Annotated in this window: 22 protein-coding genes and 1 riboswitch; of the genes, 12 read left to right on the forward strand and 10 right to left on the reverse strand. The window is 70.9% G+C overall.

The annotated features are described in order from the left end of the window. The first annotated feature begins 309 nt into the window (after window positions 1-309). The 7 genes from OP86_RS10585 (at window position 310) to OP86_RS10615 (ending at window position 7,370) form a co-directional block, all read left to right on the forward strand. Window positions 310-1,053 (forward strand): sigma-70 family RNA polymerase sigma factor, encoded by a 744-nt coding sequence (locus OP86_RS10585; protein WP_030057931.1) that lies wholly within the window; start codon window positions 310-312, stop codon window positions 1,051-1,053. Continuing rightward, window positions 1,050-1,463, forward strand: a complete 414-nt coding sequence (gene rsrA / locus OP86_RS34270; protein WP_063832340.1) for a mycothiol system anti-sigma-R factor — start codon at window positions 1,050-1,052, stop codon at window positions 1,461-1,463. The genes OP86_RS10585 and rsrA overlap by 4 nt, the downstream gene beginning before the upstream one ends. Window positions 1,464-1,833: 370 nt before the next feature. Next, window positions 1,834-3,267: an HD-GYP domain-containing protein gene (locus OP86_RS10595; protein WP_234434746.1), complete on the forward strand. Its 1,434-nt coding sequence runs from the start codon at window positions 1,834-1,836 to the stop codon at window positions 3,265-3,267. 116 nt (window positions 3,268-3,383) lie between these two features. After that, window positions 3,384-4,697, forward strand: coding sequence for an HD-GYP domain-containing protein (locus tag OP86_RS10600; RefSeq protein ID WP_030254809.1), 1,314 nt, complete (start codon window positions 3,384-3,386; stop codon window positions 4,695-4,697). Window positions 4,698-5,048: 351 nt separating this feature from the next. Then, a complete protein-coding gene (locus OP86_RS10605) occupies window positions 5,049-6,050 on the forward strand; it encodes a tetratricopeptide repeat protein (protein ID WP_030254812.1) in 1,002 nt (333 codons plus the stop codon). 57 nt (window positions 6,051-6,107) lie between these two features. Further along, entirely contained in the window at window positions 6,108-6,761 is a 654-nt protein-coding gene (gene def / locus OP86_RS10610; protein WP_030057938.1) for a peptide deformylase, read from the forward strand. A 144-nt stretch (window positions 6,762-6,905) separates the two neighbouring features. Then, entirely contained in the window at window positions 6,906-7,370 is a 465-nt protein-coding gene (locus OP86_RS10615; protein WP_030057939.1) for a flavodoxin family protein, read from the forward strand. Window positions 7,371-7,413: 43 nt separating this feature from the next. Here the strand turns inward: OP86_RS10615 and OP86_RS10620 are convergent, their stop codons facing one another. Beyond that, complete coding sequence (locus OP86_RS10620; RefSeq protein WP_033331553.1) at window positions 7,414-8,472, reverse strand: ferritin-like domain-containing protein; 1,059 nt, start codon at window positions 8,470-8,472, stop codon at window positions 7,414-7,416. Between the two features lie 401 nt (window positions 8,473-8,873). Between OP86_RS10620 and OP86_RS10625 the strand changes: the two genes are divergently transcribed. Further along, a complete protein-coding gene (locus tag OP86_RS10625) occupies window positions 8,874-9,812 on the forward strand; it encodes a MerR family transcriptional regulator (RefSeq protein ID WP_030057941.1) in 939 nt (312 codons plus the stop codon). A gap of 239 nt (window positions 9,813-10,051) precedes the next feature. Here OP86_RS10625 and OP86_RS36520 read toward each other — a convergent pair whose 3' ends face one another. Both OP86_RS36520 and OP86_RS10630 read right to left on the reverse strand, forming a co-directional pair. Then, window positions 10,052-10,198, reverse strand: coding sequence for a hypothetical protein (locus OP86_RS36520; protein WP_157849711.1), 147 nt, complete (start codon window positions 10,196-10,198; stop codon window positions 10,052-10,054). A 243-nt stretch (window positions 10,199-10,441) separates the two neighbouring features. Further along, window positions 10,442-11,716 (reverse strand): helix-turn-helix domain-containing protein, encoded by a 1,275-nt coding sequence (locus OP86_RS10630; RefSeq protein WP_030254816.1) that lies wholly within the window; start codon window positions 11,714-11,716, stop codon window positions 10,442-10,444. A 208-nt stretch (window positions 11,717-11,924) separates the two neighbouring features. Between OP86_RS10630 and OP86_RS10635 the strand changes: the two genes are divergently transcribed. After that, window positions 11,925-12,113: an eL43 family ribosomal protein gene (locus OP86_RS10635; RefSeq protein ID WP_030057943.1), complete on the forward strand. Its 189-nt coding sequence runs from the start codon at window positions 11,925-11,927 to the stop codon at window positions 12,111-12,113. A 22-nt stretch (window positions 12,114-12,135) separates the two neighbouring features. Further along, window positions 12,136-12,342 carry a hypothetical protein gene (locus tag OP86_RS37130; RefSeq protein ID WP_030057944.1) on the forward strand — a complete coding sequence of 69 codons (207 nt, stop codon included), beginning with the start codon at window positions 12,136-12,138 and terminating at the stop codon, window positions 12,340-12,342. Between the two features lie 207 nt (window positions 12,343-12,549). Here OP86_RS37130 and OP86_RS10645 read toward each other — a convergent pair whose 3' ends face one another. From OP86_RS10645 to OP86_RS10660, 4 genes are read right to left on the reverse strand one after another with little or no spacing between them, the layout of a single operon-like run. Beyond that, window positions 12,550-13,074: a hypothetical protein gene (locus OP86_RS10645; protein WP_033331554.1), complete on the reverse strand. Its 525-nt coding sequence runs from the start codon at window positions 13,072-13,074 to the stop codon at window positions 12,550-12,552. Between the two features lie 60 nt (window positions 13,075-13,134). Continuing rightward, window positions 13,135-13,656 carry a DUF6879 family protein gene (locus tag OP86_RS10650; protein ID WP_030057946.1) on the reverse strand — a complete coding sequence of 174 codons (522 nt, stop codon included), beginning with the start codon at window positions 13,654-13,656 and terminating at the stop codon, window positions 13,135-13,137. A gap of 59 nt (window positions 13,657-13,715) precedes the next feature. Continuing rightward, window positions 13,716-13,988, reverse strand: a complete 273-nt coding sequence (locus OP86_RS10655) for a hypothetical protein (protein ID WP_030057947.1) — start codon at window positions 13,986-13,988, stop codon at window positions 13,716-13,718. After that, entirely contained in the window at window positions 13,985-14,416 is a 432-nt protein-coding gene (locus tag OP86_RS10660; RefSeq protein WP_030057948.1) for an ATP-binding protein, read from the reverse strand. The genes OP86_RS10655 and OP86_RS10660 overlap by 4 nt, the downstream gene beginning before the upstream one ends. 226 nt (window positions 14,417-14,642) lie before the next feature. Here OP86_RS10660 and OP86_RS10665 point away from each other — a divergent pair, with 226 nt between their 5' ends. Both OP86_RS10665 and OP86_RS10670 read left to right on the forward strand, forming a co-directional pair. Then, window positions 14,643-15,512 carry a helix-turn-helix domain-containing protein gene (locus OP86_RS10665; protein ID WP_030057949.1) on the forward strand — a complete coding sequence of 290 codons (870 nt, stop codon included), beginning with the start codon at window positions 14,643-14,645 and terminating at the stop codon, window positions 15,510-15,512. Next, window positions 15,505-15,726, forward strand: coding sequence for a DUF397 domain-containing protein (locus OP86_RS10670; protein ID WP_030057950.1), 222 nt, complete (start codon window positions 15,505-15,507; stop codon window positions 15,724-15,726). The genes OP86_RS10665 and OP86_RS10670 overlap by 8 nt, the downstream gene beginning before the upstream one ends. Window positions 15,727-15,781: 55 nt before the next feature. Here OP86_RS10670 and OP86_RS10675 read toward each other — a convergent pair whose 3' ends face one another. The 3 genes from OP86_RS10675 to OP86_RS10685 all read right to left on the reverse strand — a co-directional run bounded on the left by OP86_RS10675 (window position 15,782) and on the right by OP86_RS10685 (window position 19,762). Further along, window positions 15,782-16,156: a hypothetical protein gene (locus OP86_RS10675; protein ID WP_030057951.1), complete on the reverse strand. Its 375-nt coding sequence runs from the start codon at window positions 16,154-16,156 to the stop codon at window positions 15,782-15,784. 184 nt (window positions 16,157-16,340) lie between these two features. Continuing rightward, the gene (locus OP86_RS10680; RefSeq protein ID WP_051829924.1) at window positions 16,341-17,357 is read right to left on the reverse strand and encodes a ribonucleotide-diphosphate reductase subunit beta; all 1,017 of its coding nucleotides are present in this window, start codon (window positions 17,355-17,357) and stop codon (window positions 16,341-16,343) included. Then, window positions 17,357-19,762: a ribonucleoside-diphosphate reductase subunit alpha gene (locus tag OP86_RS10685; protein WP_051829934.1), complete on the reverse strand. Its 2,406-nt coding sequence runs from the start codon at window positions 19,760-19,762 to the stop codon at window positions 17,357-17,359. Before OP86_RS10685 ends, OP86_RS10680 begins: the two co-directional genes overlap by 1 nt. Window positions 19,763-19,955: 193 nt before the next feature. Then, window positions 19,956-20,111: riboswitch (cobalamin riboswitch) on the reverse strand. Window positions 20,112-20,124 lie beyond the last annotated feature (13 nt).

Below are 20,124 nucleotides of genomic sequence, written 5' to 3' on the forward strand. Positions count from 1 at the left end.
GAGCCGGTGCCGTGAACGGGTGCGGTGAGCGGGGTGTTGCGGCTCGCTCACTCGTGCGAGTGAAGGGTGCCCGGGGGCGGGAATGCGGGCGGGGCCGGAGTGGTTGTCGTGTCCGTCAGTACGAGTCACCGGTGAGAGGCAGGGCAGATGGGTTCGATCGCGTGCCCGGAGCGGCCTGAGGAGCGCGAGGCCGCCACGGCGTTCGCCCCCTCCTGGCCCGAGTGGTTCGACGCGGGCGAGAAGCCCGTCAGCCCGATATCCTCCATTTCTGGGCGGCCCGCCGTGGGCCGTGCCCGGTATGCCGAGGAGGTGGGTCCGGTCGTCGGGACCGAGCACGAGGCCGAGTCGGGCCATGGCCCGGACGAGGTCCGGCCTGCGGGCGAGGCGCTCACCGGTGAGGAGCTGGCCGAGGCGATCGGTGAGGACACCTACCGGGTGTCGTCGGAGGAGAGCGAGGAGGCCCGGCGGGAGCGCTTCGAGCGTGACGCCCTGGGCTACCTGGATCCGATGTACTCGGCCGCGCTGCGTATGACGCGCAACCCGGCCGATGCGGAGGACCTGCTCCAGGAGGCGTTCGCCAAGGCGTACGCGTCCTTCCACCAGTTCCGTGAGGGCACGAACCTCAAGGCCTGGCTGTACCGCATCCTCACCAACACGTTCATCAACTCGTACCGCAAGAAGCAGCGGGAGCCCCAGCGCACCGCGGCGGAGGAGATCGAGGACTGGCAGCTGGCCAGGGCCGAGTCGCACATGTCGACCGGACTGCGTTCGGCCGAGACCCAGGCGCTCGACCACCTCCCCGACAGCGATGTGAAGGACGCGCTCCAGGCCATCCCGGAGGAATTCCGGATCGCCGTCTATCTCGCGGACGTAGAAGGCTTTGCGTACAAGGAGATCGCGGACATCATGGGTACTCCCATCGGTACGGTGATGTCCCGACTGCACCGTGGCCGCCGTCAACTGCGCGGCATGCTGGAGGATTACGCCCGTGAGCGCGGGCTCGTCCCGGCCGGCAGCGGGGCAGGGCAGGAAGCGAAGGGCTCGGGCTCATGAGCTGCGGCGATCCGCACGACACCGAGTGTGGCGAGGTCCTCGACCACCTCTATGAATTCCTCGACAACGAGATGGCCGAGGGCGACTGCGCCAAGCTGCGCGTGCACTTCGAGGAGTGCTCGCCCTGCCTGAAGCAGTACGGGCTGGAGCAGGCGATCAAGGCGCTGATCAAGCGCTCCTGCGGGTGCGACGACACCCCGGCCGACCTGCGCAGCAAGGTGCTGGCCAGGATCGACTCGATCCGGTCCGGGCAGCGTTCGGGCGATCCGGTGGTGGTCGCGGTGGAGACCACCGTCGAGCTGCACGCCGAATCCGCCCGGCCGGCGCCGAAGCCGGCGAAGGGCGGGGCGGCGGAGCAGCCGGCCGGGCGCCCCGGCGCGCCGGTCGAGGCCGGCGCCCCGGCGGAGTGACCTGCCGACCGGTCACGTGTCGGCCAGTCACGTGGCGGGCGGTCACGTGTCAGCCGGTCAGGTGTCGGGCGGCCGCTTGTCGGCCGGCCGGTTGAAGGAGCCAAGCGGCCCCGGGGGCGTGCGCCCCCGGGGCCGCTCCCGTTCTGCTCGCATGCGCCCCTCACTCGTTCGAGTGAGTTGGCGGTGCGCCAACTGCGCCATTGCGCCATCATGCGTCCCCGCGCCCGGACGGCGGCCTATCCTCCTGACGGACACTCACCGCCGGTCCGCCCGGCGTGCTGAGGCAACACGGGGTCCGGACGGCGGGGAGGTCGAGATCGCTACCGACAGTGGAGGCGCGACCCTGCCGCCGGGGGCGGCGCGCTACCTGGTGGTCGTACCGGTGGCCGCGCTGTGCTGCCTGCTCCCGCTGCTGCCCGCCGCCCTCACCCCCGGGGTGCCGCACTGGCTCGGCGGGCCGGTGGACTGGCCCAAGGTCGGGCTGCTGGCCTTCCTGCACGGCTGCTGGGAGTCGCTGGCCCAGGGCCTGCCGACGCCCTGCCTGGTACTGGTGCGCCGGCTGCTGCGCCGCCCGGCACTGCCCGATCGGACGCCCGCCCGGCCCGGGGTGAACGCCTTCTTTCCGGTGCTGTTCGCCGGAGTGCTGATGCTCCCCCCGGCCGCCGCCGCACTGGTCACCGTCCCCGCCGCGGTGCTCGGCGGCCCGAACGGGCCCGGCTGCCGCCGGCGCCAGCTGTTCAACGGCGCCCAGCTCGCGCTGTGCGCCTTCGCCTCCTCGGTCGCCTTCCACCTGCTGCACGGCCCGCAACTGCTGCTGGGCTCCCGCTTCCCGGCCGCGCTACTGCCAGGCTTCGCCGCCGTCGCCGCGTTCTGCCTGGTCAACGGGGTCGTGGTGGGGTTCATGCTGGTGCTCAGCGAGGACCGCCGCGCCGGGGTGCTGCTGCGCGGGGCCTGCGCGGTGTGCGGGCTGCCGGTGCTGGTGCACGCGGCCGGCGGGCTGATGGTCGCGGTGCTCTGGCAGGGCCCGTACGGCGCGTTCGCGGCGCTGCTGGCGCTGCTGCCGCTGTCCATCTCCGCCTGGGTGTTCGCCCAGGGGCAGCGCGAGCGGGACGCCCACCAGGCCACCGTGCAGTCGCTGGTGCAGGCCGTGGAGATCAAGGACGCGTACACCCGCGGGCACAGCGAACGGGTCGGCCGGGCCTCGGTGCTGATCGCCACTCAGCTCGGCATGGAGGCCGAACGGCTGCGCACCCTGCGCTTCGCGGGGATCCTGCACGACGTCGGCAAGCTCGGCGTGGCCACCGAGCTCCTGCGCAGAAACGGTCCCCTCACCGAGGCAGAGCGCCGGGCCGTGGAGATCCACCCGGTGTACGGGTACGAGCTGGTGCGCGGGATCGACTTCCTCGGCGACGCGCACGCCGGGATCCTGCACCACCACGAGCGGATGGACGGCCGCGGCTACCCGAGCGGGCTGGCCGGCGCGCAGATCCCCGAGTTCGCCCGGATCATCTCCGTCGCCGACGCCTTCGACTCGATGACCTCCACCCGCTCCTACCGGCGCGGCCGCCCGGTCGCCGAGGCCGTGGCCGAGCTGGAGCGCTGCTCGGGCAGCCAGTTCGACCCGGCGATGGTCCGGGCCCTGATCGACGCGCTGGCCGTGCACGACTGGCCGCCGGTGGTGCACTCGGAGGACTGCATCCAGGCCGTCCCGGACATTCCGCTCGGCGTGCCCGAGCCGGCCCGGGCGGCGCCAGGCCGGGTGCCCGCCCGAGGCGGGAGCACCCCCGCGGCCGGGCCGTCGTGACGGCGCACCGGCGCACCGGCCGCGGGCGAGCCGACCGGGGGCGTGCCGGCCGGGGGCGTGCGGCCCCCGACCGTGCGGGGCACGGCCGTGCGGCGTGCGGGCGCACCGCCCGGACGGTGCACGTGGGGGCGGCCGCGCTGCTGGTGCTCGCGCTGGGCACGGTCGCGCTGCGCGGGGTCGCCGAGCCCAGGGTCGCGCTGGCGTTCACCGCGCTGATCGCGCTCGGCGAATGCGTCCGGATCACCCTTCCGGGGGATCGCGAGCAGGCCCCCATCGGCGCGGCCGGCGCGCTGGCGTACGCCCTGCTCGGGCCGCTGCGCGGCGTGCCGACCGCGCACGGCACGCTCCAGGTGGTCGCGGTCACCGGGGCCGGACTGCTGCTGGCCTGGCTGCCCGGCCTCGCCCTGCCGCACCGCCCCGACCGCCCGCACCGCCGCCCGCCCTGGGCCGACCCCGCCCGCCGGGGCAGCGCCGCCCGCCGGCTGCTCGCCGTCGGCTTCGCCGCCGCCGTCTTCCAGCCGCTCTACAACGGCGGCCTGGTCGACCGGTTCTCACCCGAAGGCCCGGCCTACGGGGCGTTCCTGACCGCCGTCGCCGCACTGGCCGCGCTCTGCGACGCGACCCTGGCGGCGCTGCTGCGGTGCGACTGGGCCGGCCGCCCGGACGCCGGCCCTCCAGACCCGGACGGCGGGCCGCGGTTCCCGGCGGCGCTGGAGGACGAACTGCGCTCGCTGTTCGGCATCGGCTCGGCGATCGTCGCCACCGGGATGCTGGTCAGCCTCGCGGCCGGCGAGGTCGGGCTGTGGGCGCTGCCGCTGTTCTGCACCCCGCTGCTGCTCGCCCAGGTGTCCTTCCGGCGGGCCGCCGCGGTGCGGGCCACCACCGGGCAGACCATCGCCAGCCTCGCCCGCGCCACCGAGGTGGCCGGCTACACCCCGCACGGGCACGCGCGCCGGGTCGCGGACACGGCGTGCGCGCTCGGGCGCGAGCTGGGCCTGGGCACCCGCGAGCTCGCCCTGCTGGAGTACGCCGCGCTGATGCACGACGTCGGCCAGCTGTCCCTGGTCGAACCCGTCCCGGACGGCGCCACCGCGCTGTTGCCCTGCGCCGAGCAGCAGCGGATCGCCCGCCTCGGCAGCGAGGTGATCAGCCGCACCGGGGTGCCCCGGCAGGTCGCCGAGCAGGTCGCCCGGCTGGCCGACCCCTTCCCCGGGCCGGTCGGCGGCGACGGCCCGGTGCCGCTCGCGGCCCGGATCATCCGGGTCGCCAACGCCCACGACGACCTGCTCACGGCCGCCCGCGGCCGGGGCGTCGGCGAGGCCGTGGGGCGGCTGCAGGCGCTGGAGGTGCTGCGGCTGGGCCGCGGCCGGGTCTACGACGCACGAGTGGTGGACGCCCTGGCCAGGGTCGGCGGACAGGCCCGGGGCTGAGCTCGCGGGGGCTCGGCGGCGGGGCCTGCCGGGCGAGGTTGCGGGCCTTCGGGCGGGCCGGGCGGCCGCGGCCCAGGGCCCCCGGGCGGTGCCGCGCGGTGCCCGTGTGGCCCTCGGGCGGGGCCGGAACCCGGCTCCGCGACGCCAGGGGTTGAGAGGGCGCCATCGGACGGGCAGGCTGGGGAGGGGCGGGCCCCAACCTCGGCGGTGGGGAGCGCGGGCGGGGGCGGGCGTGGTTGGATGCGGTCGTAGCGTGGAACACCGACCCGGGGCACCGGGCTTCGTACCCCTCCGAGGCGGTACGGGCACGGTGGCACGGGACTTGAGCGGACGACGACGGCAGGGACGAACGTGAGGATCTTCCACCGGGCACGGCACCGGCCGTCCGCCACCTGGCGGCAGACGACCGACCGGGCCTTCACGCTGATCGGCGACGGCCGCTACGAGGACGCCGGCGCGCTGCTGGTGATGGCCGCCGACCTGGAGCCGTGGCTCTCCGACTCCTGGTTCAACCTCGCCCTGCTGCACAAGTTCCGCCGCGACTGGGAACAGGCCCGCTCGGCCGGCCTGCGCGCCGTCGCCCTGCTCGACCGCGAGCACGGCGCCCCCGACTGGTGGAACCTCGGCATCACCGCCACCGCCCTGCAGGACTGGCCGCTCGCCCGCCGGGCCTGGCAGGCGTACGGACTGAAGCTGCCCGGCGGCCCCGGCGGCCCCGGCGGACAGCCCGACGGCCCCGTCAGCCTCGACCTCGGCACCACCCCGGTGCGGCTCTCCCCGGACGGCGAATCCGAGGTGGTCTGGGGCAGACGGCTGGACCCGGCCCGGATCGAGGTCCTCTCCATCCCGCTGCCCTCCTCCGGCCGCCGCTGGGGCGAGGTCGTCCTGCACGACGGCGCCCCGCACGGCGAACGCGTCACCGACGGCGTCGCCTACCCCGTCTTCGACGAGATCGAGCTGTGGGCGCCCTCGCCCGTCCCCACGTACGTGGTGCTGCTGCAGGCCGCCACGGCAGGGGACCGGGACGCGCTGGAACGGCTCGTCGCCGACGCCGGCTACGCGGCCGAGGACTGGACCTCCTCGGTGCGGCTGCTCTGCCGCGCCTGCTCGGAGAGCCGGATGGCCTCCGACGACGGCATCGTCGCCCACCACGACCCGCACGACGACGGCGACCCCGCCCACCCCGGCCACCTCAGCCACCTCAGCCAGGGCGGCGCCGCCGGGATGTCCTGGCTGGTCGAGCGGGAATGCGGCATCGCCGCCCCGGCCCACCTGGTGCGCACCCTGCTGGACCGCTGGGTCGCCGCCGCCCCCGGAACCCGGGCGTACCGGGATCTCGAAGAGGTCTGCTGAACCCGCTGAGTACCCTGGTGAGGTACGCGTAGACCTATGGAAGCGGAAGACGAAGACATGGCGGAGCAGTCCGAGCAGCACGACCACTCGCACGAGCACGAGCACGACGTGGAGGGGGCGGCGCCCGAGACCCCCGTGAAGGTGATCGGCGAGGAGCCCGACCTCACCAAGGGCACCGCCCGTCCGATCACCGTCGTCGGCAACCCCGTCCTGCACCGCGAGGTCAAGGACGTCACCGCCTTCGACGGTGAGCTCTCCGCGCTGATCGACGACATGTTCCAGTCGATGTACGCCGCCGAGGGCGTGGGCCTCGCCGCCAACCAGATCGGCGTCGACCTCAAGGTCTTCGTCTACGACTGCCCGGATGACGAGGGCGTGCGCCACATCGGCCACGTCATCAACCCGCAGCTGGAGGAGTACCCGGCGGACCGCCGGCGGGTGCTGGACGACGGCAACGAGGGCTGCCTGTCCGTCCCCACCGCGTACGCCGAGCTGCCGCGCCCCGACTACGCCGCGGTCACCGGCGTCGACAAGGACGGCAAGCCGATCCGCGTCGAGGGCACCGGCTTCTTCGCCCGCTGCCTGCAGCACGAGACGGACCACCTGTACGGCACCCTCTACATCGACAAGCTGTCGAAGCGCGACCGCAAGGACGCCCTGAAGCAGATGGCCGAGGGCACGGCGAAGTACGCGACCGTACCGAACGCGTAACGGCGGGGCGGTAGTTGATGAAGGCCGGTGCGGACCTGTCCGCACCGGCCTTCGGGTATTTGCGGGCACGACAAGTGATGTCACGTTCTCCCGGGGCGTCCGGTCTACCCATCGGGTGTGACCGCGAGCGGAAGGAGAACCGTCATGAAGGCCGTCATCGTCTGCGCCTCCGTGTCCCACGGCAACACGAGGAGGATCGCCGACGTCATGGGCCGGGGGCTGTCGGCCCCGGTGGTCGAGCCCGAGGAGGTCGATCCGGCCGGGCTCTCCGGCTACGACCTCGTGGGATTCGGCTCCGGGATCTTCTCGGGGCGGTTCCACCCTCGGCTGCGCGAGTTCGTCCGGTCGGTGCCGGGGCAGCAGTGCGGCAGGGCGTTCGTGTTCGCCACCAGCGGGCTGCCGGAGCTGCGGGTGCGGCCGTTCAGCCGTCCCCTCGTGCGGCTCCTCGAACAGAAGGGCTTCGAGGTGGTCGACACCTTCGCCTGCCGGGGCTTCGACACCTGGCTCCCGTTCCGGCTCGTCGGCGGCATCAACAAGGCGCGGCCCGACGGCGGCGACCTGGCGGCGGCGGGCGCCTTCGCCGAGGGGCTGCGGGCCGGCGGGAGGTGAGACAGGGCCGGTGCGGGGAGCCCCGCACCGGCCATCGGGCTTGCTACGGGATGAAGAGCCACTCCGGGCCGTAGGTGGAGTGGGGGTCGGCGGGGAGCTTGATGGCGCTCAACTTCCGTGCCGCGACGCCCAGATCGCTCATGTCGCTCGTCGCGTCGAACAGCCGGTTCGGGGCGCCGCCCCAGGCGTCGTGGAGGGCCTTCAGCATGTCGCTGTAGCTGGTGTTGAAGTCATGCAGCGCGGAGGCGGTGTCCGGGTCGGGTGCGTTGGCGGGGTCGTTGGCCCAGCCGCCGGCGGGCACGCGGGCGACCGGTGAGGTCGGCGGGAGCGGGACGTCGGGGCCGGTGAACTCGAACCTGCCCGTCGCGGGGTTCTTCACCAGCTTCTTGCCGACGGCGATCTCCTTGAAGGCGTAGTAGTGGGCGAGTTCGTCCTGGGGGCCCGGGAAGGGGTTGTCCGGGGAGACCGTGGTGCCCTCGCCCTGGGTCTGGATGATGTTGATCGCCTTCAGGACGTCGTCGATGGTGTTCATCGCGACGATGTCGTTTCCGGCTCCGTGGCCGATCGACCCCAGCGGGAAGGTCACCTGGTTGTGCCCGGTCAGCAGGTGCGCGAAGTTCGGGAAGACATTGGCGATGCGCTGGTAGAAGGCGCCGATCGTGTTGCCGTCGGCGGCGAACGCGAGCGGGTTCTCGGGCTTCTCGATGCAGGAGAAGAGGGTGGCCGACTCGCGGGTCAGCCCGCTGAGGAACACCTCCAGCCCCGGGTTGACGCCACCCGGCAGCTCGCCCGGGTACTTGGGGACGGTGAGCGGGTCGGTGAGGACGACCGTGCCGCCGATGCTGGTGAGCATGTTGCAGACCAGGCCGAAGTGCGACATCTCGTCGAAGACGATCTCGCGGATGGTGTGGGCGACGGGCTCGTTCTTGTTCGGGTCGATGATCGACCAGAGGGCGGTGGCGTACGGCGGGATGGTGGAGAGCTCCAGCATGATCGCCCGCTGGAGCGCGTCCTTGAGCTCCTGTTCGGTCCAGTCCTCCTCGGCGATGTTCATGAGCTGGACGATCGCGTCGCTCTCGTAGTCCAGGATTCCGGTCGTCACGCTGGGCCCCTTTCGTTCGGCTGTGCGCCGGACCGTAGCGGGGGGCCTGTCGTATGTATGCGCGCGGTGCCGGTGTGGCCCGGGAGTTCATCCGGACGGGCGGCGTGTGGGCGGGGTGGCCGCCCCGCCCGGCGTAGGAGCCGGGCGGGGCGGGGGGTCAGCGCTGATGCACCTCACCCGCAGCCGCCGCCGCACTGGCATACGTTCACACGAAGGGGCTGTATTTCCGCGTCCGCCTTGACAGTTGGGCCGCATCCCGTGAGAGCGGGGCGCAGGAAGTCGGCGGGGTCGACTTCCTGCGCCCCGGGCTCCTGCTCGGATGACCAGCACGGGCACGGTGGCGGGCACGTGCGAGCGATCGGGCTTGAGTCTCCCGTAGGGGGAGACGAGAGAGTGCAGACATGGACGGCGACACGCTCCTCACGATCGGTGACCTGGCCCGGCGGACCGGGCTCACGGTCAAGACCATCCGGTTCTACTCCGACACCGGGATCGTGCCGCCGACGGACCGCAGCCCGGCCGGCTACCGGCTCTACGACATCGGCGCGCTCGCACGCCTGGACCTGGTGCGCACCTTGCGTGACCTGGGGCTCGACCTTGCCGTCATCCGGCAGGTTCTGGACCGGGAGGTCTCGGTGCCCGAGGTCGCCGCCGCACACGCCGACGCCTTGGAGGTGCAGATCCGCACCCTCAGACTGCGGCGTGCCGTCTTGCGCGCGGTGGCCAAGCGGGGCTCCACCCCCGAGGAAATGGACCTCATGCACAAGCTCGCCAAGCTCTCCGACGACGAACGCCGACGCGTGATCACCGACTTCATCGACGACGCCTTCGGCGGGCTCGACGCCAACGCCGACTTCGTGGACATGATGCGCGCGGCCATGCCCGAACTGCCGGACGACCCCGAACCCGAACAAGTCGACGCCTGGGTGGAACTCGCCGAGCTCACCCAGAACCCCGACTTCCGTGCGGCCGTGCGCCGCATGGCCGAGTACCAGGCAGCCGAACGCGCCCGCGGCGACGTCACCGGCCTGCACCACGACCTCACCGAGACCGTCCGCGACAGCGTCGGCCGCGCGCTCGACGCGGGAATCGCTCCGGCCTCGGCCGAGGCCGCACCCATTGTCGACGCCCTGACCGCCCGCTACGCGCAGACCTTCAGCCGCGCCGACAACGCGGACCTGCGCCACTGGCTGCTGACACGCCTGGAGATCGCCGGCGACCCCCGCGCGGAACGCTACTGGCACCTGCTGGCCGTCATCAACGGATGGCCCGCCCCGCCCAGCCTGGCACCGGTGTTCATGTGGTTCACGCAAGCCCTGCGCGCCCACACCGGGCAGTAGTTCTACGTCCGGCCGCCGGCCCAGCCCTCGCGGCTTCGATCAAGCCGCGAGGGCCACCGGGGGCGCGGCCTCCGACTGGCGAAGCCGTCGACTATGGGCGCGTCCTGTCCCAGCGCAGCACCGCCGTTCTCCCGTTTGGGTGACCGGCCCGGCGGGGCGATCGCACATCAGGAACGTCGAAGCGCCCCCGCCCGGTAGTTCGGGCGGGGGCGGGGGCCCGGGGGATGGGCGGCGCGGGGCTACTGCTTCGGCATCGGCTCGATCACCAAGCCGCGGACCGGCACGTCATCGACGGGCAAGCCGTACGCAGGGCCCGTCGGCGTCTCCTGCTGCTGCCGGTAGTACGCCACCAGCTCTGCGTATTGAGGATCGACCCACTCTTCCATCAGAGCACCTCCTGTCGTGTGCTCCGCAGAGTACGTCGCTTACGCTGCCTTCGGTTTGTGGCACGGGTGTTCGGGCTTCGGCATGGGCTTGATGGGCCCGTCCTTGGCCGGGGCGTGCTGGCAGCCTGCGGTGACCGTCACCAGGCTGTCGTCGTCGGGGGCGGGGCGGGAGCTTGAGGGAGGTAGGGGTGTGGCGCTACTACTTCAGGCGGAGCCGCCGATGCCGGACATCGCAGAGCCCGCTTATGACACGCCTGTGCGGCTGGCGAACTCGCGCACACCGACTACCGTCACTGGCGCGTAGAGCAGATCGGCAGTCAGCGCTCGTAGAGCCGGCCGACGAACTTCCTCCGGGGCCACCTGCTCAGTGAACCGCAGCGAGGCCAACGTACGCCGGTGATCCCCGAGGTGGTGCCACATGCGGGCGCAGTCCGTGCCGTACCTGGCCTGACGTTCAGCCGTGGGCAGTCGGCTCGGGACGATTCGGGCCGCGTACTGGACGCCCTCGTCGGGTGTACCCAGCGCCGTGTGCACCCCGATCCAGTACAAGTCCGTTTGTGCTGCGGTGGCGTCGACCGTGAACAGCTGCCCGCTGGACTGCGGCCTGGTTCTGGCGAGGCGGGCGACGGAGTCCGCCGCGCCAGCCATGAGGTCGAGGGCATCGCCGCGTTGCTGGCTGCACGCGGCCGTGTACGCGGCCGTCATCAGGAGCGTCGCCCCCACGGCGCAAGACACGCTGTCCCCATTCTGCGCGAGCGAGTCGGCGGTGCGTCGCAGGAGCTCGACGCCGGCGGCCGGTCGCCCGGCGCGTCGCATGGTGATCGCCAGCACCCGCGCCGCCTCGCCCTCGACAACTGCGTCGCCGCTTGCGCGGGCTGCCGACAGGGCGCGGTCTGCAGCCGGCCAGGCGACATCCGAGTGCTGTTTCAGTGCCAGCTCCGTCGCCAGGACCCACGCTCTGGCGACACAAGCGTGAGCTTCCTCCCGAGACTGGCCGGTGAGGACGTCGCGCGTCGCTTGTGCTGCACCCAGCAGACCGGGCAGGGCTTCGCCAAGGTCTTGGTACCGGGCCGCGGTGAACTGCGTGCGGGCCTCGGTGAGGACGATCTGAAGTTGCCGTAGTGAGGTGGCTGCACCAGCCTCGGGGTCGTACAAGGCCCCGACAATCTGGGCCGCCGTGTCCGGCTGAGCGGCAGTGGAAGCCGACGGCGGAAGCACCGAGGCTCCGGCCGCCGCCATGCCTGCCAGGAGCAGCTGCCTACGGCGCATCGCGTCCTCCTGATCCAGGGTCACATCTGGCGCCAGGGTAGCCGTTCGGCCGACTCCGACGGCACCAAGGGGAAGGCCGAGAGCGCGAGCCATCAGTAAGAGCGACTGCTCTCCAGGGCGGAGCGTCCCGGCTTCGACCCGACTGATCGCGGACGCCGAGTAGCCGCAGGTGCGGCCCAGTTGGGCCTGAGTCATCCGCTGGGCGCATCGGGCCGCCCTGATGATCGTCCCGAGGTCGCGTGGATTCATCGACACAGTGCTGCCCTTCGACTACACGGAGTGGCCAACGTACTGGTCGAGTAGCGAGCGCAGGCAGGGCGCGCACGGGGTATGCAGGGCACGCACAGGGCGTGCGGGGGTGCCTCATGGGCTTCCACGCTCAGGGCTGGACGGGGTTGTCTGATGGAGCCCCGGCCGGGCGCATCCCAGTACCGATCCTCACTCGGAGGAGTGCGCCATGAGTGCGACCCTGCTCGATCAGCCCGCCATCACGATCCACCACCACACCAGCCCGTCGCCCGGTAGCCTGCGGGACAGCGACCGGGACGCCGCGGCCGGTGTGTGCCCGGTCTGCGGGTCGAGCGCCACGTACCAGACGATGGACGGCCGTTGGGGCTGCACCTCGTGCGGCTCCACCTGGGCCTGAGACAGCGAGGAGAGCCGACAGCATGCCGATCTGCGCGGAGTGCCGCACTGCTGAGGCGGTCATCGAGGACCTGGACGTGCACCCGCCCCGACCGTGGTGCGTGGGCTGCGCGACCGCCCTGGTCAGAGCAGGTGACCCGGTGCTCAACTACCGTGCTCTGACTGGCGAAGCCGTCGACTACTCGCGCGTCTTGTCCCAGCGCAGCACCGCCGTTCTCCCCTTCGGGTGACCGGCCCGGCGGGGCGATCGCACATCAGGAACGTCGAACCGCCCCCGCCCGGTAGCCCGGGCGGGGGCGGGCACCTTTGGGCACGTGGCAGCCCGGTCGTGGTCGGTGATGCGTTCGGGGCTGTGGGAGACACGGCGGACCAGAGTGCCGGGTCCTGCTCGCGCCTCGATGATGGGCAGAGTCTCGCTGTGCACTTCCTGCGTGGTGTCAGGGGCGGACAGGCGGTGGGATGCGGACCACGAGCTCCTGGGCGGCCTGCGTCAGGTCTGCGGTGATCTCGTGCGGGGACCACTGCTGCCCGCCGCGCTCCCAGGGCCCCACCATCGCGTCGATGAGGGGGGCCAACTCCTCACACCGCCCGTACGCCTCCGCGACCTCGAAGAGGATCAGCGAGGCGCCCTCGAACGGGTCGAGCCACCCGCCGACGATCTCGGTGGCCCACCAGCGGGCGAGCGCCAGCCGGCCCTCCCAATAGCCTTCGGGCGGGTGGAAGCCGAAACCGAGCTCCTCCATCACCTGGTCGAACAGCTCCGGGGCCTGCTCGTGTTCGAGGCGGCTCAAGGCGGCGAGGTGCAGGAGCGACGGTGAGTAGACGCCGGCGGTCAGGGCGCGCAATGCGGCTTCGATCAGGAGCTCCGGGTCGGCATGCCGGCCGTCGACCCAGGAGTGGGCGATCTCCCGCAGTTCCCGTACGGCCTCGGTTGCTGGTTCGGGGGCTTCGCTCGTCGACATGGGCGCATGCTGCCACGTGCCGCGGGCAGTCGGAAACGGATTCGATGCCGATCCCGCCGTTCACGTGCTGCCGTACCGCTCCCACCAGTCCGTGAAGGGCTCGGCATGGTGCAGGGCCGTGTCTCGGTGGTGGATGAACTGCTCTATTTCGGGTTGTTGGTGTGCCCCGAGGAACGCTCCGGTGTCGTCGTAGGTCATCGAAACGGCTGTCGACTCGTCGAACATCCAGAAGTCGGGGATCTCTTCGAGAGGGTTCGGCTTCTCCGTGATGTCGAGGATGAAGAACTCTTCGCCAGCGGTGGTGTTCGTCCGGTACCCCCAGCCCAACTCGAACCGGAGGTACGGGGTGAGGGGGCGGGCGAGGATGTGGACTCGGTAGATCCGGTGGCCGGCGGCGGTGTGCCGCTGGACCCTCGCCCGCCAGGCGGCGTTGTGGTGGGCGGGCTTGGGCTCCCCGGCCAGGAATGCCCGGTAGGCATCGACGGTGGCGGAGGCGCCGTAGTCGTCCAGCGTCTCCAGGCGGAAGGCGTCCTGCTGGAAGCCGTCGAAGAGGGTGCCGAAGGCCTCGCGGGAGATGGTCACGGGAAATCCTCAGCAGGCCGCCCCTGCCCGGCGTGAATGCCGGGCAGGGGCAGGGGAGTTCAGGGGTGGCCGGTGGTGATGGTGATCGGGTGGGCGGTCCAGTCGGTCATGTCGCCGACGTAGAGGGTGAAGCTCCAGCTGTCGCCCTGGGAGAGGCAGCGGGCGACGCCCTCGCCGCCGCCCGGGCCGATGCAGATCCGGATGAAGTCCCGGTGGGCCTCGCGGACGGGGAGGTCGCGGACGCGCTCCCAGAGGACGGGCAAGGCGTGGTCGAGGCTCGGGAAGAGCGTCGGCTCCATGATGCCGGTGATCTCGGCCTGGACGATGCTCACGCGGCGGCCGCCTCGGGGGAGACGTGGCACCAGACGAGCTTGCCGATGCCGCCGGCGCGCGGGTCGCACCCCCAGCTGTGGGCCAACTCGTGGACGAGGAGCAGGCCTCGGCCGGTCTCGGCGGAGGTGGGGGCGTCACGCAGGGTGGGCTTCTCGCTGTCGGCGTCGTGCACCTCGATACGGAGGGTGGCGTCCGGGGAGAGCTGGAAGCGGACGAAGATCAGGCGGTCACGCGGGGTCCGGGCGTGCTGGATCGCGTTGGTGACCAGCTCGCTGACCAGCAACTCGCCGGTCGGGAGGAGGAGTTTGCCGGTGGGGTGGGGGAGGAGGAAGTCGCGGAGCTCCCGGCGGGCGGCTCGGGGGGACTTGTGGTGCCGGGGCAGCCAGCAGGTCTGCTCGCTGGGGGAGGGGGAGACGGTTTCAGGCATGGCGGGATCACCTCTGGGATGTGCAGGTGAGAGCGGCTGAAGAGGGCATGAGGATGCCCGGTGAAAGCCCGCCATGATCACTTTGTGTCGAGTGGCGGACTACGTTGAGTAGCATGCCTCTCGCGCCTTCTGGAGTGCAAGTCTCGACTTTGGAAATGATCAAAGATTGTTGTCGTGGGCGGAGGGCGGCAGACTGGCAACGCACATATCGCTGGGAGGTCAACGCGTGCCCGTGAACAGGAATCCGACGGTTCGACAGCGACGACTGGCTCGAACCCTCAAAGAGTTGCGGGCTGCTGCGCGGATGACGATGGCTCAGTCCGCCAGGCAACTGGACTGCGCTGAGAGCAAGATCAGTCGGATCGAGGCTGCGCAGTCCGGTATCAGGCTCGTGGATCTCCGGCTGCTACTTGACCTCTACGGTGTGACAGACCAGGCAGCACGTAGCCGGTTGGAGGATCTGGCGCGAGATGGGCGTCTGCGCGGCTGGTGGGACAGGTATTCGGACGCGCTGTCGCCGCTCTATGCCGACTACATCTCGTTGGAGGCTGATGCCTCGGATGCCTACAGCGTGGAGACCTTCCTCGTCCCGGGCCTGTTGCAGACGGAGGACTACACCCGGGCTGTCGTTCGAGCGCAGATAGAGGATGCCAGCGTCGAGCAGGTTGAGCAGCTGACGAAGGTTCGGCTGGAACGGCGATCAGTGCTGAAGCGAGAGTCTCCGCTCCGGCTCTGGGTTGTGTTGTCGGAGTCCGTGCTGAAGCACCAGATCGGTGGGCGAGCGGTGATGCGTGAGCAACTCGACTACCTGGTGACCGTGGCAGATCAGCCCAACATCAACATCCAGGTGTTGCCGGAGGAATCGGATGTTCATGCCGCACTGTTTGGCCCGCTCGTCATCCTGAGCTTCCCCGAGAGCACCGAGACAGACGTCGTGTACGTGGACAGCCTCCTCAGCACGCTCTACATCGAGGAACCGGGAGAGGTCTTCAAGTACTCCAACCTGTTCCGGCGGGCGCTGGCCGAGTCTCTGCCTCGAAAGGAATCAGTCGCGCTCATCGAGCGCATCGCGAAAGGAAAATACAGTGATGAGTAGCATCCCCGAGGGTGCGGCTGTTGCTGACCTCGTCTGGCGAAAGTCATCGTTCTCGGGTGCGCAAAGCAACTGTGTGGAGATGGCGGTCGGCGTGATCGGTGTCGTGCCGGTGCGTGACTCCAAGGACCCGGACGGTCCTGTGCTGATCTTCCCGGCTGATGCTTGGGCTTCGTTCGTCACCGGGGTCAAAGGTGGGGAGTTTCCGGGCCTCTGAGCCCCAACCGTGGTGCCCCGCGCGGGCTGTGGCCGGGCGGGGCACCACCGCTCTATCAGGTGAGGTTGTCGACCCAGAAGAAGATGGTCCGCAGGACGGCGCCCGGGGCGCCGGCGCCGAAGCCGAGAATCATGGCCTGGCCGATCGCGACGTCCGTCGGGTCGATGCCTTGGGACCAGGTGATCCGGGCGTCGAGGCCGGGGATGGTGTGGCCGGGGGCATAGGACCGGAAGCTGCCGCGGGCGTGGGCGATGAGGGTGCTGTTGCGCCACAACTCCGCCCGGCGTAGGCCTTTGGGCCTCAGCTCGTAGGTGCGGTCGCCCACGACAGCCGTCCGAGTACGGTTGCGGGTCCGGCTGGTCGGGATGTTGTGCCCGCCCATGTTGATCGCGCCATGGTCGCGGTCGGGCACGACCGTGACGGTGGGCATCCCCGTTCCGTGCACGCGTGCGACAACGGACGGCCAGCGGTCATGACTGATCTGTATCGGTCCGAAGGGGCCGTCGATCACACGCTGTTGGAGCTTGGACATGCCTGGGCTACTCCTGAACACCGGGTATCAAACAGCGGAGCTGCCATGACGGCAGCTCCGCTGTTTGCTGAACGAGGGTGCTTTAGAACTCGTCGTCGAAGGACACCGAGCCCTCGACCGCGACCTGGTACGCCGACACCCGGCGCTCGAAGAAGTTGGTCAGCTCCTGCACGTTCTGCAGCTCCATGAAGCCGAACGGGTTGGCCGAGCCGTACCGGATCGGCAGGCCCAGACGCGCCAGGCGCTGGTCGGCGACAGCCTGCAGGTACTCCCGCATCGACGCCGTGTTCATGCCGGGCAGGCCCTCGCCGCACAGGTCCTGGGCGAACTGGAGCTCGGCCTCGACGGCCTCCTCCAGCATCTCCGTGACCTGCTTGGCCATCTCGTCGTCGAAGAGGTCGGGCTCCTCCTCGCGGACGGTGTCCACCACGGAGAACGCGAAGTCCATGTGCATGGACTCGTCGCGGAACACCCAGTTGGTACCGGTGGCCAGGCCGTGCAGCAGGCCACGCGACCGGAACCAGTACACGTACGCGAACGCGCCGTAGAAGAACAGACCCTCCACGCACGCCGCGAAGCAGATCAGGTTGAGCAGGAACGCCCGCCTGTCCTCCTTGCTCTGCAGCGAGTCGATGTGGTCGACCGCGTTCATGTACTTGAAGCAGAACTGGGCCTTCTGGTGGATGGAGGGGATGTTCTCCACCGCGGCGAAGGCCGCGTTGCGGTCCTCCGGGTCCGGAAGGTAGGTGTCGAGCAGCGTCAGGTAGAACTGGACGTGCACGGCCTCCTCGAACAGCTGGCGCGACAGGTACAGCCGCGCCTCCGGGGAGTTGATGTGCTTGTAGAGGCTCAGCACGACGTTGTTCGCGACGATCGAGTCACCGGTCGCGAAGAAGGCGACCAGCCGGCCGATCATGTGCCGCTCGCCCTCGCTCAGCTTGGCGAGGTCGGCGACGTCGGAGTGCAGGTCCACCTCCTCGACCGTCCAGGTGTTCTTGATCGCATCCCGGTACCGGTCGTAGAACGACGGGTAGCGCATCGGGCGCAGGGTCAGCTCGAACCCGGGGTCGAGCAGCATCTTCTCGCGGTCGTCGGACATTACTGGCAGGCCTCGCAGGACTCGGGGTTCTCCAGGGAGCAGGCGAGGGCGGCTTCCTGCTCCGGGGTGAGGGTCGGGGTGTTGACCGGCACGGGCGCGGCGGCGCGGGCGGCGCCGGGGGCGGCCTGGGCGATGCGGGTGGCCGGGCGGGAGCGCAGGTAGTAGGTGGTCTTGAGACCGACCTTCCACGCGTAGGCGTACATCGAGCTGAGCTTGCCGATGGTCGGCGCCGCCATGAAGAGGTTCAGCGACTGGCTCTGGTCGAGGTACGGCATGCGCGCCGCGGCCAGGTCGATCAGGGCGCGCTGCGGCAGCTCCCAGGCGGTGCGGTACAGCGAGCGGACCTCGGCGGGCAGCCAGTTCAGGTCCTGGACCGAGCCGTTGGCGTCGCGCAGCGAGTCGCGGGTCTGCTGGTCCCAGACGCCGAGCTCCTTGAGCTCGCGCACCAGGTACGGGTTGACCTGCAGGAACTCGCCGCTCAGCGTCTCGCGCTTGAACAGGTTGGACACCTGCGGCTCGATGCACTCGTACACGCCGGCGATGGAGGCGATGGTCGCGGTCGGGGCGATCGCGAGCAGCAGCGAGTTGCGCAGGCCGGTCTCGGCGATGCGGGCGCGCAGCGCCGTCCAGCGGTCGGCCCACTGCGGGGCGGCCGTCGGGAAGTGGTCGATGTGCAGTTCGCCGCGGGCGGCGCGGGTCTCGCCGTACGCCTCGTGGCGGCCGAGCTGCTCGGCCAGGTCGGCGGAGCGCTCGTAGGCGGTGAGCATGATGCGCTCGGCGATCAGCGTGGAGAGGCGGGCGGCGTCTGCTGAGTCGAAGTCGATCCGCAGCTTGAAGAAGACGTCCTGAAGGCCCATCACGCCGAGGCCGACCGGGCGCCAGCGGGAGTTGGAGGTGCCGGCCTCGGTGGTCGGGTAGAAGTTGATGTCCACCACGCGGTCGAGGAAGGTGACGGCGGTGCGGACGGTGGCGTCGAGGCGCTCCCAGTCCATGGCGTTGATCAGGTCATCGGCGCGGGCGTCGAGAGCCACGTGCGCGCCGAGGTTGACGGAGCCGAGGTTGCAGACGGCGGTCTCGGAGTCGTCCGTGACCTCCAGGATCTCGGTGCACAGGTTGGAGGAGTGCACCGTGCGGCCCGGCAGCGCGGTCTGGTTGGCGGCGCGGTTGGAGGCGTCCTTGAAGGTCATCCAGCCGTTGCCGGTCTGCGCCAGGGTGCGCATCATGCGGGCGTACAGGGTCTGCGCGGGGATCGTGCGGACGGCCTTGCCGGCCAGCTCGGCCTTGCGGTAGGCCTCGTCGAAGTCGGCGCCCCACAGGTCGACCAGCTCGGGCACGTCGGCCGGGGAGAACAGCGACCAGTCCTCGTTGGCGTTGACCCGGCGCATGAACTCGTCCGGGATCCAGTGCGCCAGGTTGAGGTTGTGGGTGCGGCGGGCCTCTTCGCCGGTGTTGTCGCGGAGCTCCAGGAACTCCTCGATGTCGGCGTGCCAGGTCTCCAGGTAGACGCAGGCGGCGCCCTTGCGGCGGCCGCCCTGGTTGACGGCGGCGACGGAGGAGTCGAGGGTGCGCAGGAACGGCACGATGCCGTTGGACTTGCCGTTGGTGCCGCGGATCAGGCTGCCGCGCGAGCGGATGCGCGAGTAGGACAGGCCGATGCCGCCGGCGTGCTTGGACAGGCGGGCGATCTGCGCGTAGCGGTTGTAGATCGAGTCCAGGTTGTCCAGCGGGGAGTCGAGCAGGTAGCAGCTCGACATCTGCGGGTGCCGGGTGCCGGAGTTGAAGAGCGTCGGCGAGGAGGTCAGGTACTCCAGGCGGCTCATCAGGCCGTACAGCTCGGCCACCTCGCGCACGGACTGCTCGTTGTCGCCGACCGCCAGGCCACAGGCGACGCGGAGCAGGAAGTGCTGCGGGGTCTCGATCACCTTGCGGGTGATCGGGTGGCGCAGCAGGTAGCGGGACTGCACGGTGCGCAGGCCGAAGTACTCGAAGCGGTCGTCGCCCGCGGTGTCGATCAGCGCGTCCAGGGCGGCGGCGTGCTTGGCGACGAACTCCGCGGTGGTGTCGCCGATCAGGCCCTCGGTGTGGCCGACGGCGATCGAGGCGGAGAAGGACGTGGAGCCCTGGCTGTTCGCCTCGTCGACGATCTCCAGGGCGAGCAGGCGGGCGGCCAGCTTCGAGTACTGGGGGTCCTCGGCGATCATCGACGCGGCGGCGTCCACGGCCAGCCCGCGCAGCTCGGCGAAGTCCGAGCCGGCGTGGCGGCCGCGCAGCGCGGCAGCGGCGACGTGGCCGGGGTCGACCTCGGGGAGGTCGGCGCTGCGGTCGGTGAGCAGCCGCAGCAGGGCGCCGCCGGGGTCGGTGACCGTCGGGTCGGTGAAGGCGGTACCGGAGCCCTGGGCGGGCAGGGTGGCTGAGGCAGCGGTGGTCAAGGCGCTCTCTCCTGGCGGCGATCGGCGGCGGTGATCGGGGCCACCGGGCCGATCGGGGCAGGGGAGCACGGCACGAACGCAAAACGGCGTCGCGCGACGGTTACTCCCCGGCCCGCCCGCGAGGCCCGGAGGGGTACTGCTGGTGCTGGCGCGGCCTCTTGCGGGAGGGCCGTGGCGCACGCTGACGGCAGGTACTCGGACTCGCGGGTACGGCTGCTTGGCCCGCCCGCTCACCGCTGCGGGGCAGTCCCGGATTCGCACCGGGTTCCCCTGCGTCGACAGCAGGATTGAGCATACATGTAGTGCCGCCGGACTGTGGCGGCACCATATGTTGTGCC

The organism is Streptomyces novaecaesareae (assembly GCF_000716875.1).
GTDB lineage: Bacteria > Actinomycetota > Actinomycetes > Streptomycetales > Streptomycetaceae > Kitasatospora > Kitasatospora novaecaesareae.

Bases quoted from the DNA above. Each gene is read 5' to 3' on its own strand.
- OP86_RS10635 (WP_030057943.1), top strand. From the start codon at position 11,925: ATGAGTGCGACCCTGCTCGATCAGCCCGCCATCACGATCCACCACCAC.
- OP86_RS10630 (WP_030254816.1), bottom strand. From the start codon at position 11,716: ATGAATCCACGCGACCTCGGGACGATCATCAGGGCGGCCCGATGCGCC.
- OP86_RS10680 (WP_051829924.1), bottom strand. From the start codon at position 17,357: ATGTCCGACGACCGCGAGAAGATGCTGCTCGACCCCGGGTTCGAGCTG.
- OP86_RS10670 (WP_030057950.1), top strand. From the start codon at position 15,505: ATGAGTAGCATCCCCGAGGGTGCGGCTGTTGCTGACCTCGTCTGGCGA.
- OP86_RS10660 (WP_030057948.1), bottom strand. From the start codon at position 14,416: ATGCCTGAAACCGTCTCCCCCTCCCCCAGCGAGCAGACCTGCTGGCTG.
- OP86_RS10615 (WP_030057939.1), top strand. From the start codon at position 6,906: ATGAAGGCCGTCATCGTCTGCGCCTCCGTGTCCCACGGCAACACGAGG.
- OP86_RS10675 (WP_030057951.1), bottom strand. From the start codon at position 16,156: ATGCCCACCGTCACGGTCGTGCCCGACCGCGACCATGGCGCGATCAAC.
- OP86_RS10645 (WP_033331554.1), bottom strand. From the start codon at position 13,074: ATGTCGACGAGCGAAGCCCCCGAACCAGCAACCGAGGCCGTACGGGAA.
- rsrA (WP_063832340.1), top strand. From the start codon at position 1,050: ATGAGCTGCGGCGATCCGCACGACACCGAGTGTGGCGAGGTCCTCGAC.
- def (WP_030057938.1), top strand. From the start codon at position 6,108: ATGGCGGAGCAGTCCGAGCAGCACGACCACTCGCACGAGCACGAGCAC.
- OP86_RS37130 (WP_030057944.1), top strand. From the start codon at position 12,136: ATGCCGATCTGCGCGGAGTGCCGCACTGCTGAGGCGGTCATCGAGGAC.
- OP86_RS10625 (WP_030057941.1), top strand. From the start codon at position 8,874: ATGGACGGCGACACGCTCCTCACGATCGGTGACCTGGCCCGGCGGACC.
- OP86_RS36520 (WP_157849711.1), bottom strand. From the start codon at position 10,198: ATGGAAGAGTGGGTCGATCCTCAATACGCAGAGCTGGTGGCGTACTAC.